The organism is Arthrobacter sp. B2I5, assembly GCF_030816735.1.
Lineage (GTDB): Bacteria > Actinomycetota > Actinomycetes > Actinomycetales > Micrococcaceae > Arthrobacter.
Genome location: NZ_JAUSYF010000001.1, coordinates 557,240 through 575,046 on the forward strand (window position 1 = coordinate 557,240; position 17,807 = coordinate 575,046).

The 17,807-nt window shown below is 65.6% G+C and carries 14 protein-coding genes; 11 read left to right on the top strand and 3 right to left on the bottom strand.

What is annotated here, in order from left to right:
• Nucleotides 1-39: 39 nt before the first annotated feature.
• Complete coding sequence (locus QFZ60_RS02615; RefSeq protein WP_307087882.1) at nucleotides 40-2,055, bottom strand: beta-galactosidase; 2,016 nt, start codon at nucleotides 2,053-2,055, stop codon at nucleotides 40-42.
• 176 nt (nucleotides 2,056-2,231) lie between these two features.
• On the opposite strand from QFZ60_RS02615, the gene QFZ60_RS02620 reads away from it, so the two are divergent.
• The 5 genes from QFZ60_RS02620 to QFZ60_RS02640 are packed head-to-tail and all read left to right on the top strand — an operon-like array spanning nucleotide 2,232 to nucleotide 7,366.
• Nucleotides 2,232-3,521 carry an ABC transporter substrate-binding protein gene (locus QFZ60_RS02620; RefSeq protein WP_307087883.1) on the top strand — a complete coding sequence of 430 codons (1,290 nt, stop codon included), beginning with the start codon at nucleotides 2,232-2,234 and terminating at the stop codon, nucleotides 3,519-3,521.
• 50 nt (nucleotides 3,522-3,571) lie between these two features.
• Nucleotides 3,572-4,525 (top strand): carbohydrate ABC transporter permease, encoded by a 954-nt coding sequence (locus QFZ60_RS02625; RefSeq protein WP_307087884.1) that lies wholly within the window; start codon nucleotides 3,572-3,574, stop codon nucleotides 4,523-4,525.
• Entirely contained in the window at nucleotides 4,522-5,439 is a 918-nt protein-coding gene (locus QFZ60_RS02630; protein ID WP_307087886.1) for a carbohydrate ABC transporter permease, read from the top strand. The genes QFZ60_RS02625 and QFZ60_RS02630 overlap by 4 nt, the downstream gene beginning before the upstream one ends.
• A gap of 17 nt (nucleotides 5,440-5,456) precedes the next feature.
• Nucleotides 5,457-6,089 carry a Poxvirus protein I5 gene (locus QFZ60_RS02635; protein WP_307087888.1) on the top strand — a complete coding sequence of 211 codons (633 nt, stop codon included), beginning with the start codon at nucleotides 5,457-5,459 and terminating at the stop codon, nucleotides 6,087-6,089.
• A 2-nt stretch (nucleotides 6,090-6,091) separates the two neighbouring features.
• The gene (locus QFZ60_RS02640; RefSeq protein ID WP_307087890.1) at nucleotides 6,092-7,366 is read left to right on the top strand and encodes an MFS transporter; all 1,275 of its coding nucleotides are present in this window, start codon (nucleotides 6,092-6,094) and stop codon (nucleotides 7,364-7,366) included.
• Between the two features lie 88 nt (nucleotides 7,367-7,454).
• On the opposite strand, the gene QFZ60_RS02645 is transcribed toward QFZ60_RS02640, so the two are convergent.
• Entirely contained in the window at nucleotides 7,455-10,721 is a 3,267-nt protein-coding gene (locus QFZ60_RS02645) for a family 78 glycoside hydrolase catalytic domain (RefSeq protein ID WP_307087892.1), read from the bottom strand.
• A complete protein-coding gene (locus QFZ60_RS02650) occupies nucleotides 10,721-11,932 on the bottom strand; it encodes a Gfo/Idh/MocA family protein (protein ID WP_307087893.1) in 1,212 nt (403 codons plus the stop codon). The genes QFZ60_RS02645 and QFZ60_RS02650 overlap by 1 nt, the downstream gene beginning before the upstream one ends.
• A gap of 251 nt (nucleotides 11,933-12,183) precedes the next feature.
• Here QFZ60_RS02650 and QFZ60_RS02655 point away from each other — a divergent pair, with 251 nt between their 5' ends.
• From QFZ60_RS02655 to QFZ60_RS02680, 6 genes are all read left to right on the top strand, one after another.
• Complete coding sequence (locus QFZ60_RS02655) at nucleotides 12,184-12,849, top strand: YesL family protein (RefSeq protein WP_307087895.1); 666 nt, start codon at nucleotides 12,184-12,186, stop codon at nucleotides 12,847-12,849.
• Between the two features lie 103 nt (nucleotides 12,850-12,952).
• Nucleotides 12,953-14,482, top strand: coding sequence for an extracellular solute-binding protein (locus QFZ60_RS02660; protein WP_307087897.1), 1,530 nt, complete (start codon nucleotides 12,953-12,955; stop codon nucleotides 14,480-14,482).
• The gene (locus QFZ60_RS02665) at nucleotides 14,483-15,457 is read left to right on the top strand and encodes a sugar ABC transporter permease (protein WP_307087899.1); all 975 of its coding nucleotides are present in this window, start codon (nucleotides 14,483-14,485) and stop codon (nucleotides 15,455-15,457) included. It abuts the gene before it with no gap.
• Nucleotides 15,457-16,329, top strand: a complete 873-nt coding sequence (locus QFZ60_RS02670; protein ID WP_142117620.1) for a carbohydrate ABC transporter permease — start codon at nucleotides 15,457-15,459, stop codon at nucleotides 16,327-16,329. Before QFZ60_RS02665 ends, QFZ60_RS02670 begins: the two co-directional genes overlap by 1 nt.
• 2 nt (nucleotides 16,330-16,331) lie before the next feature.
• Nucleotides 16,332-17,057: a rhamnogalacturonan acetylesterase gene (locus tag QFZ60_RS02675; RefSeq protein ID WP_307087902.1), complete on the top strand. Its 726-nt coding sequence runs from the start codon at nucleotides 16,332-16,334 to the stop codon at nucleotides 17,055-17,057.
• Nucleotides 17,058-17,729 carry a DUF1961 family protein gene (locus tag QFZ60_RS02680; protein WP_307087904.1) on the top strand — a complete coding sequence of 224 codons (672 nt, stop codon included), beginning with the start codon at nucleotides 17,058-17,060 and terminating at the stop codon, nucleotides 17,727-17,729.
• The last annotated feature ends 78 nt before the right edge of the window (nucleotides 17,730-17,807 follow it).

Genomic DNA, 17,807 nt, shown 5'->3' on the forward strand with positions numbered 1-17,807 from the left:
AGGGCGGTGCCGCCCCCGGACTCTTGTGGAGCAGGGTGCCTAAGCCTCCGCGATAACGGCTACACCGCCTGCCGGAACAGTCCCGGAGAATGTCCCGCCGGTCAGCAGGTCGGTGCCGGTGGCCGACACCGAAGCGTCCGACCGGGTGTGGTTGATCGCGAACAGGTAGCTCTGCCCATCGGAGGAAAGCCGGCGCACCAGCTCCACGCCCGGATCGGCAGCCGCGGCGGGGGAGATCCCGGACTCGGCCAGCAGTTTGTCCAGGAGAGCATCAATCCCGTCCCGGTCGGGGAAGGTGGCCAGGTACCAAGCTGATCCGGAACCGACACTGCGGCGCGTGAGGGAAGGAACGCCCTCCAGCGGGTACCCGGTAAAGGACTGCACAGCCTCCGCGCCGGCCAGGTGGACGTGCTCGCTCCAGACCGAAGCCAGCGTGCCGTCGCTCAGCTTCAGCTGGGAACCGGCAAGGAGGGGATGGAACTCCTCAACCCGCACCCCCAAAAGCTCACGGAAGGCGCCGGGGTAGCCGCCCAGCCGCACATGGTCCTTCCCGTCCACAATGCCACTGAAGTAGCTCACCAGCACGGTGGCGCCGGCGGAGGCGGCTGCGGCAATATTGGCCGCGGCATCATCAGCCACGGAGTACAGCGTGCACACCAGGACCAGGTCGTACCCCTCCAGTGAGGCGGAGGGATGCACCAGGTCCACGGAAATCCCGCGGAGGAACAGTGCGCGGTGGAAAGCCCGCAGGAGGTCCAGGTACTTCACGTCGATGCTCGGCTTGGAGTCGATTTCGGCAGCCCACCACGCCTCGTAGTCAAAGGCAATCGCGGCGCGGGACTGGACCCGCGAACCGCGCACGGGCTCGAGCCGCTTCAGCGCAGCACCCAGCTCCACCACCTCACGCCACACGCGCGTGTCGCGTCCAGCGTGCGGCACCATGGCCGAATGGAACTTCTCGGACCCGGCAAAGCTCTGCCGCCACTGGAAGAACATCACGGCGTCCGCCCCGCGGGCCACGTGCGCCAGTGAATTGCGCAGCATCTCGCCCGGCATCTTGGGCTGGTTGCGCGGCTGCCAGTTGACGGCCGACGTCGAATGTTCCATCAGGATCCACGGGTCGCCGCCCGCAATGCCACGGGTGAGGTCCGCGCTGAACGCGAGTTCGATCTGCCGTTCGGGGTCGGCGGCCACCAGGTAGTGGTCGTTGGCGATGACGTCCAGGTCCCCGGCCCAGTCGTAGTAGTCCATGGACTTGGTGGCGCTGGATGCCATCAGGTTGGTGGTGCAGGGGATGTCCGGGGTTACCTCGCGCAGGACGGCCACGAGTTGGCGGTAGTAGTCCATCAGCGCCCAGGAGTTGAACCGCTGGAAGTCCAGCTGCTGCCCCGGATTGAGGGTGGACGGCGCAACGGAGGGCGGCCGGATTTCATCAAAGGAGCCGTAGTTCTGGGACCAGAAGGCAGTTCCCCAGGAGGCATTGAGCGCATCGATGCTCCCGTACCGGCGTTCCAGCCAGGCCCGGAAAGCAGCGGCATCCTCCTCCCCGTAGAACTCGGAGACATGGCAGCCCAGTTCGTTGTCCACGTGCCACAGTGCCAGCGCCGGGTGGTCCTTGTACCGTTCCGCGATGGCGCGCGTAATCCCGGTGGCGTAACGGCGGTAAACGGCCGACGACGGCGTGTAGTGCCGCCGCGAGCCCGGCCCCAGCACGGTTCCGTCAGCCGTGACCGGCAGGATTTCCGGATGCTTCCGGACCAGCCAGGCGGGGGGAGCGGCGGTGGCGGTGGCCAGGGCCACCTTCACCCCGATGCCGGCCAGGTTGTCCATCACCTCGTCCAGCCACCCGAAGTCGTAGTGCCCTTCGGAGGGTTCCAGCAGCGCCCAGGAGAAGATCCCCACGCTGAGGAAGTTCACCCCCGCTTCCTGCATCAGTTCCAGGTCCTCCAAACGGACGCTGGCCGGCCACTGCTCAGGGTTGTAGTCACCACCGAAACCGATGCCCTGGACCTTGGTCCAGATGCTCGACGGACCGGTGGTTTCCTGCTCTGTCATGGGACTCCTTTGTCTGTTTGGGACGAAAACCCGATCTGACATCAGACCTTTGGAAAACGCTTGCCCAATTTCGGGAATGCAGATATTGTATCGTTTCAGAAGCCGTGTAAGCCAGCTCACTACTCGCGTTGTAGACCGAGAAAATGGCAAAGCACTCATCGAGCAAGGAGGCTCCCGTGATCAACAGAAGGCATTTCCTCACTACCGTCGCCATCGGCACCGCATCTGCCGCAGCACTGTCCGCGTGCGGAAACGGATCAGGCTCTTCCGGCCAGACCGGATCCGCTGACAAACCCGTCACCATCAACTACACCTGGTGGGGCAACGACGACCGCGCCGAGCGTACCCGCAAGGCAATCGCCCTCTTCGAGTCGAAGAACCCGGACATCAAGGTCAACGGCAACTTCACCGACTTCGCCGGCTACTGGCAGAAGCGCGCCACCGAGGCTGCCGGCGGCGGCCTGCCGGACGTCATGCAGTGGGACCTGTCCTACCTGCGCGACTACGGCCAGCGCAACCAGCTCCTGGACCTGGGCACGGTGAAGATCAACACCGACGCGTTCGAGAAGTCGCTCATGCCGTCGGGGCAGATCAAGGGAAAGCAGTATGGCATCCCGACGAGCACGAACGCGTTCGCTGTCTACTACGACCCCGCAAAGCTGGCACCCCTGGGCATTGCAGAGCCCACAGGCAAGTGGACGTACAAGGAATTCAACGACTTCCTGACCCAGGTGGGCACCAAGAGCAACGGAGCCCTCTACGGCGGTACCGACTACACGGGCGTCTGGTGGATGTTCAACATCTGGCTGCGCCAGAACAAGATCCAGGCCTTCACCTCCGAGGGCAAGCTCGGCTTCAGCAAGGACGACCTGAAGAAGTGGTGGAACCTGACGGCGAACCTGCGGGGCACCGGCGCCATCATCCCCGAGGACCGCGTGACGCAGCTGGCCCCGAAGTCGCCGTTCGGCTCCAACGCCACTGCCACCGAAGTCACCTGGGACAACTTCATGGCCGGCTACCTTGGGGACAGCGGCGCCAAGGAACTGAAACTTGTCCCCGTTCCCTCGGATGACCCGGACAACCTGGGCCTGTTCCTGAAGCCCTCCATGCTGATGGTGGCCAGCGCCAAGACCAAGTACAAGGACGCAGCGGCACGGTTCATCGACTTCATGGTCAACGACCCCGAGGTTGGCCAGATCTTCAAGACCTCCCGCGGCGTCCCCGCCTCCAAGACCCAGCGCGACGGCACCACCTTTGAGGGCACCGACAAGCTCGTTGTGGATTACGAGAAGTCCATCGAGAAGTACCTCAAGGACGCCCCCGAGCCGCCCATCGTCGGTTTCGGCACGCTCGAAGCCTCCTTCAAGCGCGTTGCCTCGGACATGAACTACGGCAAGCTCACCATCGACGGTGCCGCCGACGCCTGGTTCAAGGAAGCCGAAGACCTCATCAAGCAGAACGCCTGATCCGGCGCCATGCCCTCCCATCCAGGTTCCACGACTGACGGAATGAACTCGTGACTCAAAGCCCAACTCTGAGCAGGCGTTCGGCGTCGTCCACGTCCCCGCTGCCGCGCAAATCGCGGCAGCGGGGCACGGACGCCCGTGCCGGCTACACCTTCCTGCTGCCCTGGCTGCTGGGATTCATTGCCCTCACGGTTGGGCCGATGATCTCCTCGCTCTACCTGTCCTTCACCAACTACAACCTGTTCGAGCCGCCCAAGTGGATCGGCCTGGACAACTACACCACCCTGTTCCAGGACGAACGCTTCCTGCAGTCGGTGGGCGTGACCGTGGGCTACGTGGTCTTCGGTACGCCCCTGAAGCTTGCGGCGGCACTGGCGGTGGCCATGCTGCTGAACAGCAAGCGCCGCGGCCAGGGCTTCTACCGCTCCGCCTTCTACGCACCCTCCCTGATCGGTGCCTCCGTCTCCATCGCCATCGTCTGGAAGGCCATGTTCGGCGATTCCGGCCCGGTGGACCAGGGCTTGTCCTTCTTCGGGATCAACCTGGGCGGCTGGGTGGGCAACCCGTCTATGACCATGCCCATGTTCATCCTGCTCACCGTGTGGCAGTTCGGCGCACCGATGGTGATCTTCCTGGCCGGCCTCAAGCAGATCCCCGGTGAGCTGTACGAGGCAGCATCGATGGACGGCGCCGGCCCGGTCCGTAAGTTCTTCAACATCACCTGGCCCATGCTCTCCCCAGTGATCTTCTTCAACCTGCTGATGGAAACCATCCACGCATTCCAGATCTTCGCGTCGGCCTACATCATTTCCAACGGTGAAGGCGGCCCTGCCGGCTCCACCCTCTTCTACACCCTCTACCTGTACCTGCGGGGCTTCAGCGACTTCCGGATGGGCTACGCCTCGGCCATGGCCTGGCTGCTGGTCATCGTGGTCGGCATCATCACGCTGATCTTCTTCCGCACGTCCAAGTCCTGGGTCCACTACAGCGGTGATTCACGATGACAACCATGGCAACACCCACGCAGTCCACCCCCGACGCCGCCACCCCGGCCTACAACCCGAAATCCGAATCCACCGGGACCAAGCGGGCCAAGAGCGCCATCTTCCACATCGTGGCCCTCGCCCTGACCGCCATTGTGCTCTACCCCGGCCTGTGGATGATCGCGTCGTCCTTCAAGCCCAACTCCGAGATCGGCGGCCAGAACACGTCGCTGTGGTCCAACAACTTCAGCTTCGACAACTTCGTCACCGCGATGGACGGGATCGGCGGGGTGTCCACCCTGCAGTTCTTCACCAACTCCCTGATCCTGGCCATCGGCGCGGTGGTGGGGACCGTCCTGTCGGCAAGCGTGTCGGCGTACGCGTTCGCCAGGATCAACTTCCCCGGCCGCAGCGTCTTCTTCGGCATGATGATCGCCACCCTGCTGCTGCCCTTCCACGTGGTGATCATCCCGCAGTACATCGTGTTCCAGCAGCTGGGCCTGGTGGACACCTATGTGCCGCTGCTGATCGGCAAGTTCCTGGCCGCGGACGCGTTCTTCGTCTTCCTCATGGTCCAGTTCATGCGCGGCCTGCCCGCTGAACTGGATGAGGCGGCAAGGATCGACGGCGCCGGACACGCACGGATCTTCGGTTCCATCATGTTGCCGCTGATGAAGCCGGCTCTGATCTCCACCTCGATCTTCTCCTTCATCTGGAGCTGGAACGACTTCCTGGGCCCGCTGCTCTACCTGAACACCCCGGACAAGTACCCGCTGCCGCTGGCACTGCGGCTCTTCGTGGACCAGACCCAGTCCTCGGACTACGGCGCCATGATCGCCATGTCCGTCCTGGCCCTGCTGCCCGTGCTGATCTTCTTCCTGATCTTCCAGCGGTACATTGTTGAAGGCGTCTCCACCCAGGGCCTCAAGGGCTAGCGGAAACGAGACAGAAAATGAGCGTAATGGACAGCACCACACCCGCATCCAGCCACGAGCCCATCCCGGTGAACCGGTTCGCCCTGTTCTCCGAAACCCTCCTGGCGGGGGTGCTGGTGCTGGTGCTGTCCATCCCGCTGGTCACCATCCCCGCCGCCTACGCCGCCGGCACCGCCCACCTTGAGCGGCACCTGAACGGCCGGGACGATTCCGTCCGCGGCCTCTGGGACCTGTTCAAGGCTGCCCTTCCCGGCAGCTGGAAACTGGGGCTCACCACGGCGGCAGCCGCCGTCGTGATTGTCCTCAACCTGCTGCTTGCATGGGTGGGGCAGCTGCCGGGCCGCGGCGTGGTGCTGCCCGCCACGCTCATCCTTGCCGCCGGAGCAGCCATCCTGCTGCTGCGCACGGCATCGGCGTGGTCCGATTCCTCCGGCACCGGAAACACGGGCAATGAGACATGGCGCCGGGCCCTCCAGGCCGGCCAGGCAATCTCGCTGCGCGACTGGACCGGCTCCCTGCTGATCGCCGCCGCGCTGTTCGGTGCCGTGGTGTTCGTCTGGATGCTCGCCGCACTTTTCGTGGTGGTTCCCGGCACCCTGATCCTGGCCGCGGCCGCAGTGAAGCTGCGCTCCCAGCGCCACCGCAACTGACTGTGCCTTCCCGCCGCACGCGGTCCGCCCCGGACACCCGTCCCGGGATCACCCAGCCCCGCTGGTACCACCCCTTAAAGCAGCACAACTACCGGCTGTTCCTGGCCATGCAGCTGGCCGGCAGCCTTGGTGTCTGGATGCAGCGCCTGGCCCAGGACTGGCTGGTGCTGCAGCTGACCGGAAGCCCCGCCGCGGTGGGTGCCGCCGTCGCCCTCCAATTCCTGCCCATGCTGGTGGTGGGGCCGCTCGCGGGACTCGTGGTGGACATCTTCCCCAAGCGCCGCATCATGATGGTGTGCCAGTCCGTCATCGTGCTGCTCGGTGTGGGGCTGGCCGCGTGGGCCGCGAGCGGCACCATCACCGTGTGGGTGGTCTACGCCAGCTGCATCGCCCTGGGCATCACGGCAGCGGTGGACCAGCCCACCCGGCAGGTCTTCGTCAATGAAGTGGTGGGCGACGCCGGCCTGCGGCCCGCCATCGGACTCAACAACGCGCTGTCCCAGCTGGGCGCCATGGCCGGTCCGGCACTGGGCGGCATCCTGATCGCACAGGCGGGGCCGGCGGCCGCCTTCGCCGCCAACGCGCTGATCGGTGTGCTGGTGCTGGGCATGATCGCCGCCATCCGTGGCCGGGAGCTGCACCCGGGTGTACCGGCGGAGCGGGGGCGCGGGCAGGTACTGGCCGGTTTCCGGTACGTCAGGGAGCGGCCGCGGCTGCTCCTCCTCATCCTGCTGGCCGGGCTGCTGGGCGCCTTCGGCATGAACGGGCCCGTGGTCCTCGCCGCCTTCGCCGAACGGGTGTGGCACAACGGCGTGGAAGGCTTTGGGCTGTTCAACACCGTCAGTGCCCTTGGGGCGCTGGCAGGTGCGCTCCTTGCGGCCCGGCTGGGAAACATGGGCCGCCGCGGCATCGTGGCTGCGGCGGGTCTCTTCGGGCTGTCGCAGCTGGTGGCCGCCCTCATGCCCAACCTCGTGCTGTTCGTGGCCATGCTGGTGGTGGTGGGCATCATGACGCTTTTGTTCCTGACCAGCGCCGCCACGGCGGTCCAGCTGGAAGCAGGGCCCGCCATCCGCGGCCGCGTCATGGCGCTGTACCTTCCACTCCTGCTGGGCGGGCATGCCTGCGGGGGACTCCTGGCGGGCTGGCTGACCGAACAGTTCGGCGTCCGCACCGGCCTGGTGGTCACCGGCGGCCTGGGTATGCTCTCCGCGGCCGTGGTGGGCCTGCTGCTCTGGTGGCACGGGCGGCGGCAGCGCCTTGGCAGTTCCGTGCCCTGACGCACCGTTCCCCGGCGTGAGATGGCAGTTCGCGGCAATAATCCCATCGGGGATTGCCGCGAAATGCCATCTCGCGCGCGTCTTAGGCCTAGGCGGGCGTGAACGTCCAGGTTCCGGTGTGCACCCGGAAGTCCCGGGCGGCCCCGTTCGCCTGACGGTCACCTGAAGCGGAAGGCACGACGGCGGCATCCGCACCAGGTCCCTTGACCCCGTAAGTGCCGGCGGGCAGCCGGACGGTGGCTGTAACGCCGGGTGGAATGGTGCACTCCAGTTCCACCTGTCCGCCGAGGCGCCGCCAAGCGGCCTGCACATACCCGTTGCCCACCGGGACGCTGCCGCGGGCGTGCTCCAGCCGGCACAGCGGCGGCTCGATCACCACCCCGTTCCCGCCCGGCACGCTGAACCGGACTCCGAGCAGGTGTTCCAGGATCTCCTTGAGCACTGCGGCGGACCAGGCGTGCGACTGGCTGTAGTCGCTGCCGTCCGCCAGGTCCCATGCCTCCCAAGTGAACGTGGCGCCGCGGTCCAGCAGCTGCGCCCAGCCGGGCTGATCCTTGTTCGTCAGCAGGTCCAGCACGGCGTCCGTCATCCCTTGACCCAACAGCGCCCGGACCAGCCGGTGCACGGTCATGGGGCCCTGGCGCATGCCCATCCCGGCAATCCTGGCAGCGTCCGCAGCCGCGTGTGCTGGCTCGCTGATGCCCAGCGACAGTGGGAAGGAGGTGGCGTGCTGGGAGGCGTGGGAGCTGGGCGTCCCGTCTGCCTGCAGCCCGTCCACCATGACTCCGTTGACCCGCAAACGGGTGCGAAGGGCGGCTGCCAGTGCACGGGCAGCGGCGGCGTAGCGGGCTGCCGCGTCTTCCTCACCTGCCGCCCCGCAGAGCCGGGCCGTGGATACCAGCGCCGAGTAGGCCTGGGCATTGACAGTGGTTTTGGCCGCGCACTCCATGTCGTAGCCGAACCGGCCGGGCGCCGGCCAGTCCACGATGCCGTGCAGGTAGGGGCCGGAGCCGCCGCCCAGGTTGGTGACCAGTCCCGCCGTCGGGCCTTCTGCTGGAATGTGGCGCAGGGCGTAGTCAGCTGTGTTGCACAGGTGCGGCAGCAGCTCCCGGACCAGGGAAAGATCACCCGTGCGCAGGTGGTACTCCTCCGCCCACTCCGGGAGCATCAGGGAAAAATCCGGGATGTCGCGCTTGCCGTCACCGTTGGGATAGACGGCGTTATAGCGCCCCTTCTCCTCGCCGGCATTCCAGTAACGGCGGGCGGACCATGCGAACTCCCGCAGCGCCTGCGCCGTGAAGGCGTGTTCGCCGAACAGCGCCATGGTGGCATAGGAGATGTTGGCGGCGTCGGCCAGGAACTGGCCCTTTTCCCGGGTGGGGGTATCCACGAACTGCTCCTGCACGCCATACAGCGCAGAATCACGGAGCAGCCCGAACACGGAGTCCAACACCGGGTCCGAGCTGCTGAAGCTGCCCTCGCCGGGGTGGCCGGCGTGGACGGTGGCGGCGCCGACGCGTGAGACCTCCGCGGCATCCACGCCGGGGAGCTCCAGGTAGCGGAAGCCCAGATGCACCGAGGCCCGGTACTGCTGTGGCCCGGAGGTTTGGGTGTAGGGAAAGGACATGTCAGTGTTCTGGCTGGCGGTCTTCCCGGCGTCCACCCTGCCGTCGGGGTCCAGGGTGTAGCCGGCGCGGAGCATGACGGTGCGCCCTGGCATGCCGTCCAGGAAATCAATTTCAGGCCTGCCGGGGAGGACCTGGCCGAAGTCCGCCACCATGGTCCCGTCAGCGGCGGTCAGGAACTGCTGCGGCGCCATGAACCGGCCGGAAAGGAAGGTCCTGCGGGGGTGCAGCCGGGGAAAGTCCGACGACGGGTGGCCGCCTGAGGTGATGGCGGCCGGCAGGTCAACGGCGGCGCTAAGGGACGCCGCAGCCTCCCCGTCCAGGTGCTCCACCGGATCGCCCTCATCGTTGCGGTAGCCCGACTGGCGGTACGGGGCTTCGCCGGCGGTCCAACCCGGGCCGGACGTGAGGACCTGGCGGCGCCCGTCGTCGTAGTCCACGGTGAGCCGGACCAGCAGGCCCGGAATACCGGCAGCGCGGCCCTGGCCCGGGCCGTACCAATGGAGCAGGGCTGTCACCGGCACGGGCGTGTCCGCGGGGTGTTGAGTAAGGACCTCCGTGAGGTCGGCGGCGTCGTAATAGCCTTCGCCGGGGTAGCCGAACGAGGTGGTGCTGAGGCAGGGTGTCCCCGCGACGGAGAGCTGGGCGTGGTGGTGGGCTGCGGCGTAGAGCCGGGCCCGCCGCACCGTCCCCGTGAGGTTCAGGGTGGTCCGGAACAGGGTCCACTCATCGGGCTGGCGGTGTGCCGTGGTCCGGGACCAGGGCGCAAGGCAGGCCAGGGCCAGTTCACTGCCGGCATCGAAGCGGTGGTCCAACAGGAGTTCTTCCCGTTCGCCGGGTTTCCCTTCTGTGGTGCCCGCGATGCGCAGCGAGGCGTACTCGGCCTGGCTTCGCGGGCCCTGGTGCAGGGCGATACTGCCCGCGGCGACTTGGCCAACGGACTGTTCCAGCGGCTCATCAACGGCCAGCAGTTCCAGGCCGTCGACGGCCACACAAATGGTCCTGCCGTCGTCGCTGACCGCAAGGTCCCGCCACCCGCCGGACGCAGCGCCGGCGGCATGGGCGCTCGCCAGTACCGGGGTTTCCGGGGCGGCGGGGGCCGGGATCTCCCAGGCCGGAGCGTGGCGGAGCGCTACCTGTCCGTCGGCGCCCAGCTCCAGCAACAGGCCGCTTCCGGGGCCGCTGCTGCGCAGGAGCAGGCCAGCGCGGCCCATCACGGGGCGGAGCCGGGCCTCCAGCCGGAAGCTGCGGAGCCCGGGGCAGGGGACAGGCAGGAAGGGGGACCCTGCCACCCGGAGCGTTTCGTTAAGTAGTTCCAGCGGAGCACGTCCACCCGGCGTCCGGCCCATCCAGCCGGCCTGCCAGGAACTGTCCGTCAGGCCCGTGCTGAAGGGCTGAAGGGCAGACCAGGAACCGGTGACTCCGGCGCCGTCCCGGATACGAACGCGCCAAGCGTAATCGGCGTCGTCGTCACGCCGGGAACCGCCATATGGAATGCCGCGCTGGCAGGATGACGCCACCGGCCCCGACGTCCACAAAACCGTGCCCTGGGCGTCCTGTACCTCAAGCTCATAGCCCGTTTGCCGGGCAAGGGCCGGATCGGCGTCGTGGTCCAGGTCCAGCTGCCAGCTGAACACAGGGGAGGGGGCTGCGGTCAGGCAGGACGCAAGCCCGTCCGTCAGGAGGTTGGCCGCGTGGAGCTGCCCGGCTTGCGGTTCCTGCACTGCCATCAGGAAGCGGGCAATTCGAAGGCAACCGGGGCAGCGGCAGCCCAGGGGAGGCCCAGTTCGCTGAACGTGGCATGCTGCCGGCCCGCGCGCTCCAGGGCGTCCTCAATGCCCACCACCACGGCATGCGCTGCGTCGCCTTCGCCTTCCCAGCGGACGTGTGCGGGATCGATGGGAGCAGGAAGCGGCGCTGTCCTGACGGCCTCCAGAACCAGCATGAAGGCTCCACTGTCCACCAGGCTGCTGGTGAGCGGAACTCCATGCGCCCGGTGGGCCAGCAGGTTTTCCGTCAGGTCGTCGCGGCCGTAGGTTTCCTCCATGTGCCCGGACCCCGTCCCGATGGTGAGCCGGTCCTCGGTGTAGTGGAACACCGCCGTGCCGGCCGAGCCCTGCAGGGTTACATAAGGCTCCACGGACTCCGACGCGCAGATGGTCAGGGCGCACGTAATGGGCAGCCCGGCCGCGGTGCGGATCCGGATGACGGAGGTGTCATCGGATTCGATGTCATTGGCGCGGTACAGCTCGGTCTCCACGGACGCAACGTCCGCGGTGGTGCGCGCCCCGGCAATGCGCAAGGCAGTTGCCACGGCGTGTGCCAGCGGGTTGGTGGCCACACCGTCCACCACGTCCACGCCGTTGATGCTCCGTTTTCCGGCCCAGCGGGAGCGTTTGTAGTAGGCCCTGTCTCGGACCCAGCGCCCGGTGGCGGAGATGCCTTCCAGGGTTCCGATGGTGCCGGCGGCAACCAGTTCTTCGATGGCATTCAGCGCGTGCGAGCCGAGGCTCTGGAATCCGATTTGCACCCCGCGGCCGGATGCCGAAGCCGCCGCGCAGAGGCGGTTGAAATCGGCCAGGGAAGCGACGGGCGGCTTCTCCAGGTACAGTTCCGCATCCGTGGCGAGGGCGGCCAGGGCCAACGGGGCATGGGTCTGGATGGGCGTGGCCACAATGATCAGGTCCAGGTCCGGGTTGTCCTCCAGGAGCAGGTCCAGTCCCGGGTAGGAAGCGGCCGACGGCGGGAGGGCCCCGGGTGCCGGCGGCTGCGGGTCCGCCACGGCAACGAGTTCAACGCTGCCTGCGGCCTGGAGGCGCCCCAGGTTCCGGAGGTGGTGGGTGCCGAAGCCGTGCACTCCCACCAGCGCAACCCGGGCCGCGGGTTGCGGGGTGGCCGCTGTTCCGGCGTCACTGCCGGGCGCTTCCGTTGCCGTTCCCAATGGTTCTCCATTCTGCCCTGGCACCGGCTTCGCAGGCACCGACTCTTTGCTCCTGAACATTCCAGCAAGCGCTTTCCAGCAATAAGTGTGCGGCATACCGTCCCGCCCAGTCCAGCTATGTAACGATTCAAAATTTCGCTTGACCATCGTGTGGCAGGAGGTCTAGATTTTCGAGAAACCGATTACCAGCGTGATGCGGGACACTTTCCGCTTCGCCTCTGCAACGATGGAGAATAGAAGGGAGCCCCGCCATGCTGTCCGGGACCTTCAGTGCGCGTGCCTACTCATTTTTTGACACCCTCGTCTGGATCGCGGGACTGAACCTGCTGTGGATCGCCTTTACCCTCCTGGGTCTTGGGGTCTTTGGGGCGGGACCGGCCACCGCTGCCGCCCAGATCGCTGTGCGCAAACGGGCGGCGGGTGACGGCGCTCCGCTGCTGCGAAGCTTCGCCGCCGCCTACTTCCGCAACTTCTTCAGGGCGAACATGCTTTCGCTGCCGCTGATGGGCGTCGCCGCGGCCCTTGTCCTGAACCGGAACTACTTCTCCCGGGGCCCGGGGCTCTTTCCGCAGCTGATGGCGGCAGGGATCTTTGTTGCGGCAATTTTCCTGGCCGGCGCCGCCTGCTACGTGTTTCCCATGTATGCGCGGTATGAGTTGCCCGTGCCGCAATACCTGCTGATGTCCTCGCGTTTCGCGGTGCGGCACCTGGCGGGAACGGTCATCCTGCTCTTTGTCACCGCAGCTGTGGTTTATGCCAGCAGCAGCGTTCCGGGCCTGATCCCGTTCTTCAGTGTTGGAGCCTGGCTGTACCTCACGGGCTGGTTGTGTGACCGCTTCTTCGCCGCCAATGACGAATCCGTGGCGGCGGCGGAACCTGCGCTCCACCCCGCTGTTCACGGAGCTTCCGCCGCCTGACTCCCCCCCGGTGGCCACCGCCTGAACGGCCAACAAGAAATGAAACGTCTCAATCCAAGGGGCATGCAGCCCCAAGTACCCCAACGAAGTGGAGTGGAAAAATATGATCCGCAGAAAACTGTCCCTGGCCGCCGCCGTCGTCACCGCCACGGCCCTGACCCTCACCGCCTGCAGCGGGGGTGACACCCCGGCCGCGGACCTCACCTCCGTGTCCATCATGGCGCCGTTCCTCGAGGCACAGCCGCCCGCCGCGGACGGCGCCGTCCAGAAGAAGCTGGAAGAACTCACCGGCAAGCAGGTCAAGATCAACTGGGCCCCCAATGCGTCCTACGAGGACAAGACCAACATCACCCTGGCATCCTCGGACATTCCGCAGGTCATGGTGATCCAAGGGAAAACCCCCGGATTCGTGAAGAACGCGCAGGCCGGTGCCTTCTGGGACCTGACCGACAAGCTGGACAAGTACCCCAACCTCAAGACAACCTTCCCGGACATCCAGAAGAACGCCAGCGTCAACGGCAAGGTCTATGGTGTGTTCCGCGGCCGCGCCCCCATGCGTGCCGCCGTGATGTTCCGGCAGGACTGGCTGGACAAGCTGGGGCTCCAGCCGCCCAAGACCACCGAAGACCTGTACAAGGTGGCCAAGGCCTTCACGGAACAGGACCCGGACGGCAACGGCCAGAACGACACCTGGGGCATCACCATCCCCAAGTGGGGTGCACTGGGCACCAACAGCCCCTACGACCTGATCGAGGAGTGGTACGGGGCCGGCAACCGCTGGACCGAGAAGGACGGGAAGCTGATCCCCAGCTTCGAAACCGACGAATTCCTCGAAGCGGACCGGTTCATCAAGAAGATGGTGGACGAAAAACTCATCAATCCGGACTTTGCCACGTTTGACAGCACCAAATGGAATGAGCCGTTCTTCAACGGCAAGGGCGGCATCATTGTCGACGTCGACTCCCGGGTGAGCGTCCTCATCAACCTGTTCAAGCAGGCGGACCCCAACAACTTCCAGAACAAGGTGGGCTTCGTGGGCAACCTCGAAGGACCCGACGGCGAACTCCACGCCCACCCCACCGACGGCTACTCCGGCTTCCTGGCCATTCCCAAGGCCAGCGTTAAGAGCGAGGCTGAGCTGGACAAGGTCCTGGAATTCCTGAACACCATGAACGGCAAGGACGTGGCCATCCTGCTGAACAACGGCATCGAAGGCGTGAACTTCACGGTGGAGAACGGGAAAGCGGCCACCATCAAGCCGGAGACCCCCGAGGGCAAGGCGGTCACCACGGACATCAAGAGCTACGCGCAGTTGGGCATGAATGTTGCGGGCAACGAGTTCTACCCGGTGAAGCAGGCCTCCGACTATGAGCAGCAGGTCTTCGACAAGCGCACCGAAGTCATGGCGGAGGACCTGAAGAGTGCCGTCTACAACCCGGCCGCGCCTTACGTTTCTGAGACGTACGTGGCCAAGGGTGCCCAGCTGGACAACATCGTGGCCGACGCCCGCATCAAGTACCTGGCTGGCCAGATCGACGAGCAGGGCCTCAAGGATGCCATCAAGCTGTGGGGCACCAGCGGCGGCAACAAGATCAAGGAAGAGATCAACAAGCTCTGGCAGGACAACAAGTAAATGGCAGCCCCTGTCATTGACACCCTCGCCGGGGAGCGGGTGGGCAAAAAATCGCCCGCTCCCCGGACTGGGGGCAGGTTCTCCGTCCATTTCGCCCACTACAAGTGGCTGTACCTGCTGCTCCTGCCGGGTGTGGTGTACTTCGCGGTGTTCCGCTATGCGCCCATGTACGGGGTGTCCATCGCATTCAAGGATTACGTTCCGTTCCTTGGCGTGAACGGCAGCCCCTGGGTTGGATTCCGGAATTTCGAGGACTTCTTCGCCAACCCGGACTTCCCCCGGCTGCTGGGCAATACCCTGATCCTGGCCTTCCTGAACCTGGGGGTGGCCTTCCCGTTGACCATCATCATGGCGCTGCTGCTCAACGAAGTGCGGCTGTCCATCCTCAAGCGCACCGTACAGACTTTGGTGTACATACCGCACTTCCTGTCCTGGACCATCGTGGCGTCCCTGAGTTTCCTGCTGTTCGCCCTGGACTTCGGCCCTCTGTTCCTTTTCCTGAACTCCGTCATGGGCACGAACATCGACTTCCTGTCCGATCCGAACTGGTTCCGGCCACTGATCGTGCTGCAGGAAATCTGGAAGAACACCGGCTGGGGAACCATCATCTTCCTCGCCGCGCTGTCCACCGTGGACCAGGACCAGTATGAAGCGGCGATCATCGACGGCGCCGGCCGGTTCCGGCGGGTCTGGCACATCACCCTGCCCGCCATCCGGTCCACCATCATCGTGATGCTGATCCTCGCGATCGGGCAGATGCTCAACACCGGCTTCGAACAGATCTACCTGATGACCAACGCCCTCAACCGTGAAGTGGCGGATGTCTTTGATACGTATGTCTACTTCGTGGGCATCACCCAGGGTGCCTACAGCTACTCCACCGCGGTGGGCCTGTTCAAGTCCCTGGTGGGCATTGTCTTGATCTTCGGCACCAACTGGCTGGCCAAGCGATTCAACCAGAGCGGACTGTTCTAATGAAGATCCACAACACGCGCGGCGGCCGGGTCTTCGACGCCGTCAACTATGCCTTCCTGTCCCTGATCGGCATCATCACGCTGCTGCCGTTCGTCTACGTGATCGCCGGGTCCTTCGCCACTGAAGCGGAAATCACCCGCCGGGCCTTCTTCGTCTGGCCGGAACAGTTCACCCTGGGCTCCTACGAATACATTTTTGCCACACCGGCATTCGTCCGGGCCCTGGTGACCACCATCCTGGTCACCGCGGTGGGCACCCTGGTCCAGCTGGCATTCACGGTGACCATGGCCTACCCGCTGGCCAAGAAGACCCTGCGGGGCAGGAACGTCATCCTGTCCCTGGTGGTTTTCGCCATGGTGTTCTCCGGCGGCATGATCCCCACCTTCCTGCTGGTGAAGGACCTGGGACTGCTCAACTCCTACTGGGCGCTGATCCTGCCCGCGGCCATCAACCCGTTCAGCCTGATCATCATCAAGAACTTCTTCCAGGAACTCCCCGCGGAGCTTGAGGAATCGGCCAAGATGGACGGTGCCACCGAGATCGGGATCCTCTGGCGGATCCTGCTCCCGCTGTCCAAGCCCGTCCTGGCCACGTTCGCCCTGTTCTACGCCGTGGGCATCTGGAACGACTTCATGTCACCCCTGCTCTATCTCAGTGACAACTCCAAATGGACGCTCCAGATGTACCTCCGCCAGGTCACCGCTGCCTCCGACCTGCTGGGCACCGGCAACGTGGACCCCAATTACATCCCGCCGGAACAGGGCATCAAGTTCGCCGTGATCGTGGTGGCCACCCTGCCCATCCTCATCTTCTATCCGTTCCTGCAGAAGCACTTCGCCAAGGGCATGCTCATCGGCTCGGTGAAAGGCTGAGCATGAAAATTCTGCTGGCCGGAGACTCCACCGTGGCCAACTGCCCCACGCAGGAGTTCCCTATGAGCGGCTGGGGCGCACACCTCGCCCCGCTCACCTACCGGTGGGGCGCTGTGCACAACTTCGCCAAGGGCGGGGCAAGTACCGAATCCTTCCGCCATGAGGGGTTGTGGGCGGACCTGACCGCCCAGGCAGGCCCGGCCGATGTGGTGCTGCTTCAATTCGGCCACAACGACCAGAAAAAGCACCATCTCGCTGCCCGCACCGGGTACGCGGCGAACCTGCGCACCATGGTGGCGGAGGTGCGTGCTGCCGGCGCCGCGCCGGTGCTGTGCACCTCCGTGGAGCGGCGGCACTTCCTGGCCGGCAGGCACCCAAGCCACCTCCCGGCGTCGGACGCTCTGCTGGAAGAAAGTCTGGAGGACTATCCGGAGGTGGTCCGCGAACTCGGCCGGGAGTTAGCGGTCCCGGTGGTGGACCTGAACGCCTGGACCCGGAGCATGTACGTCCGGCTGGGGCCGGACAAGTCCCGGGAGCTCTTTTGCCACTTCGCGCCCGGGGAACACGCACATTGGCCTGAGGGCCTGGCCGACGACACGCATTTCTCCCAGCATGGCGCCGCATTGGTTGCCGGTGAGGTGGCCAGGCAGCTTGGCGCCCTGGGGTACGGCGGCTCCAGCGCAGAGCCCGGGACCAGAGAGTTAAGTACGACGGCGGGACGCGGCTAGGTGGGAGCAACAGGCCTGGAGACGGGCGTCCTTTACAGCAACCCGCTGGCAGGACCCGATGACGTGGCCGGATGGGTGGCCGAAGGACCGGTAAAGATGGGAAGCCATCAGGGAGCCCTGGAACTGTCCGGCGCACTGGATGACCAGGAATTCGGCGACCACGCCCACTGGACGTTCTGGTGCCCGGTGGAATTCCCGGACGGCATCCGCATCAGCTGGGACTTCCTGCCACTGGAGGAACCCGGCCTGGCCATGCTGTTCTTCGCAGCTACAGGACACCGCGGACTGGACCTCTTCAGCCCTGGCCTGGCGCCGCGGACGGGCTACTATCCCCAGTACCACTCGGGCGACATTGACGCCCTGCACGTCTCCTATTTCCGGCACAAGTACCCATCGGAGCGTGCCTTCCGGACCTGCAACCTGCGCAAGAGTGCGGGCTTCGAGCTCGTGGCGCAGGGGGCGGACCCGTTGCCGCCCACTGAGGACGCCGCCGGCTTCTACCGGCTGGAAGTAGTGAAGGACGGGGCCCGGGTGGCATTTTCCATCAACGGGCTGCTCCTCTTTGACTGGCAGGATGCCTCGGGGAAGGTGCTGGCCGGTGGCCGGATCGGCTTCCGCCACATGGCGCCGCTCAAGGCTGCCTACCGGAACCTGGTCGTGGAGAAGCTTTAGGGACGGAACCTTCAGGGGAACGCAAAAGCGGGCGGCCTTGAAGGGCCGCCCGCTCTTGTCACTGCCTGGTTGTTGAGG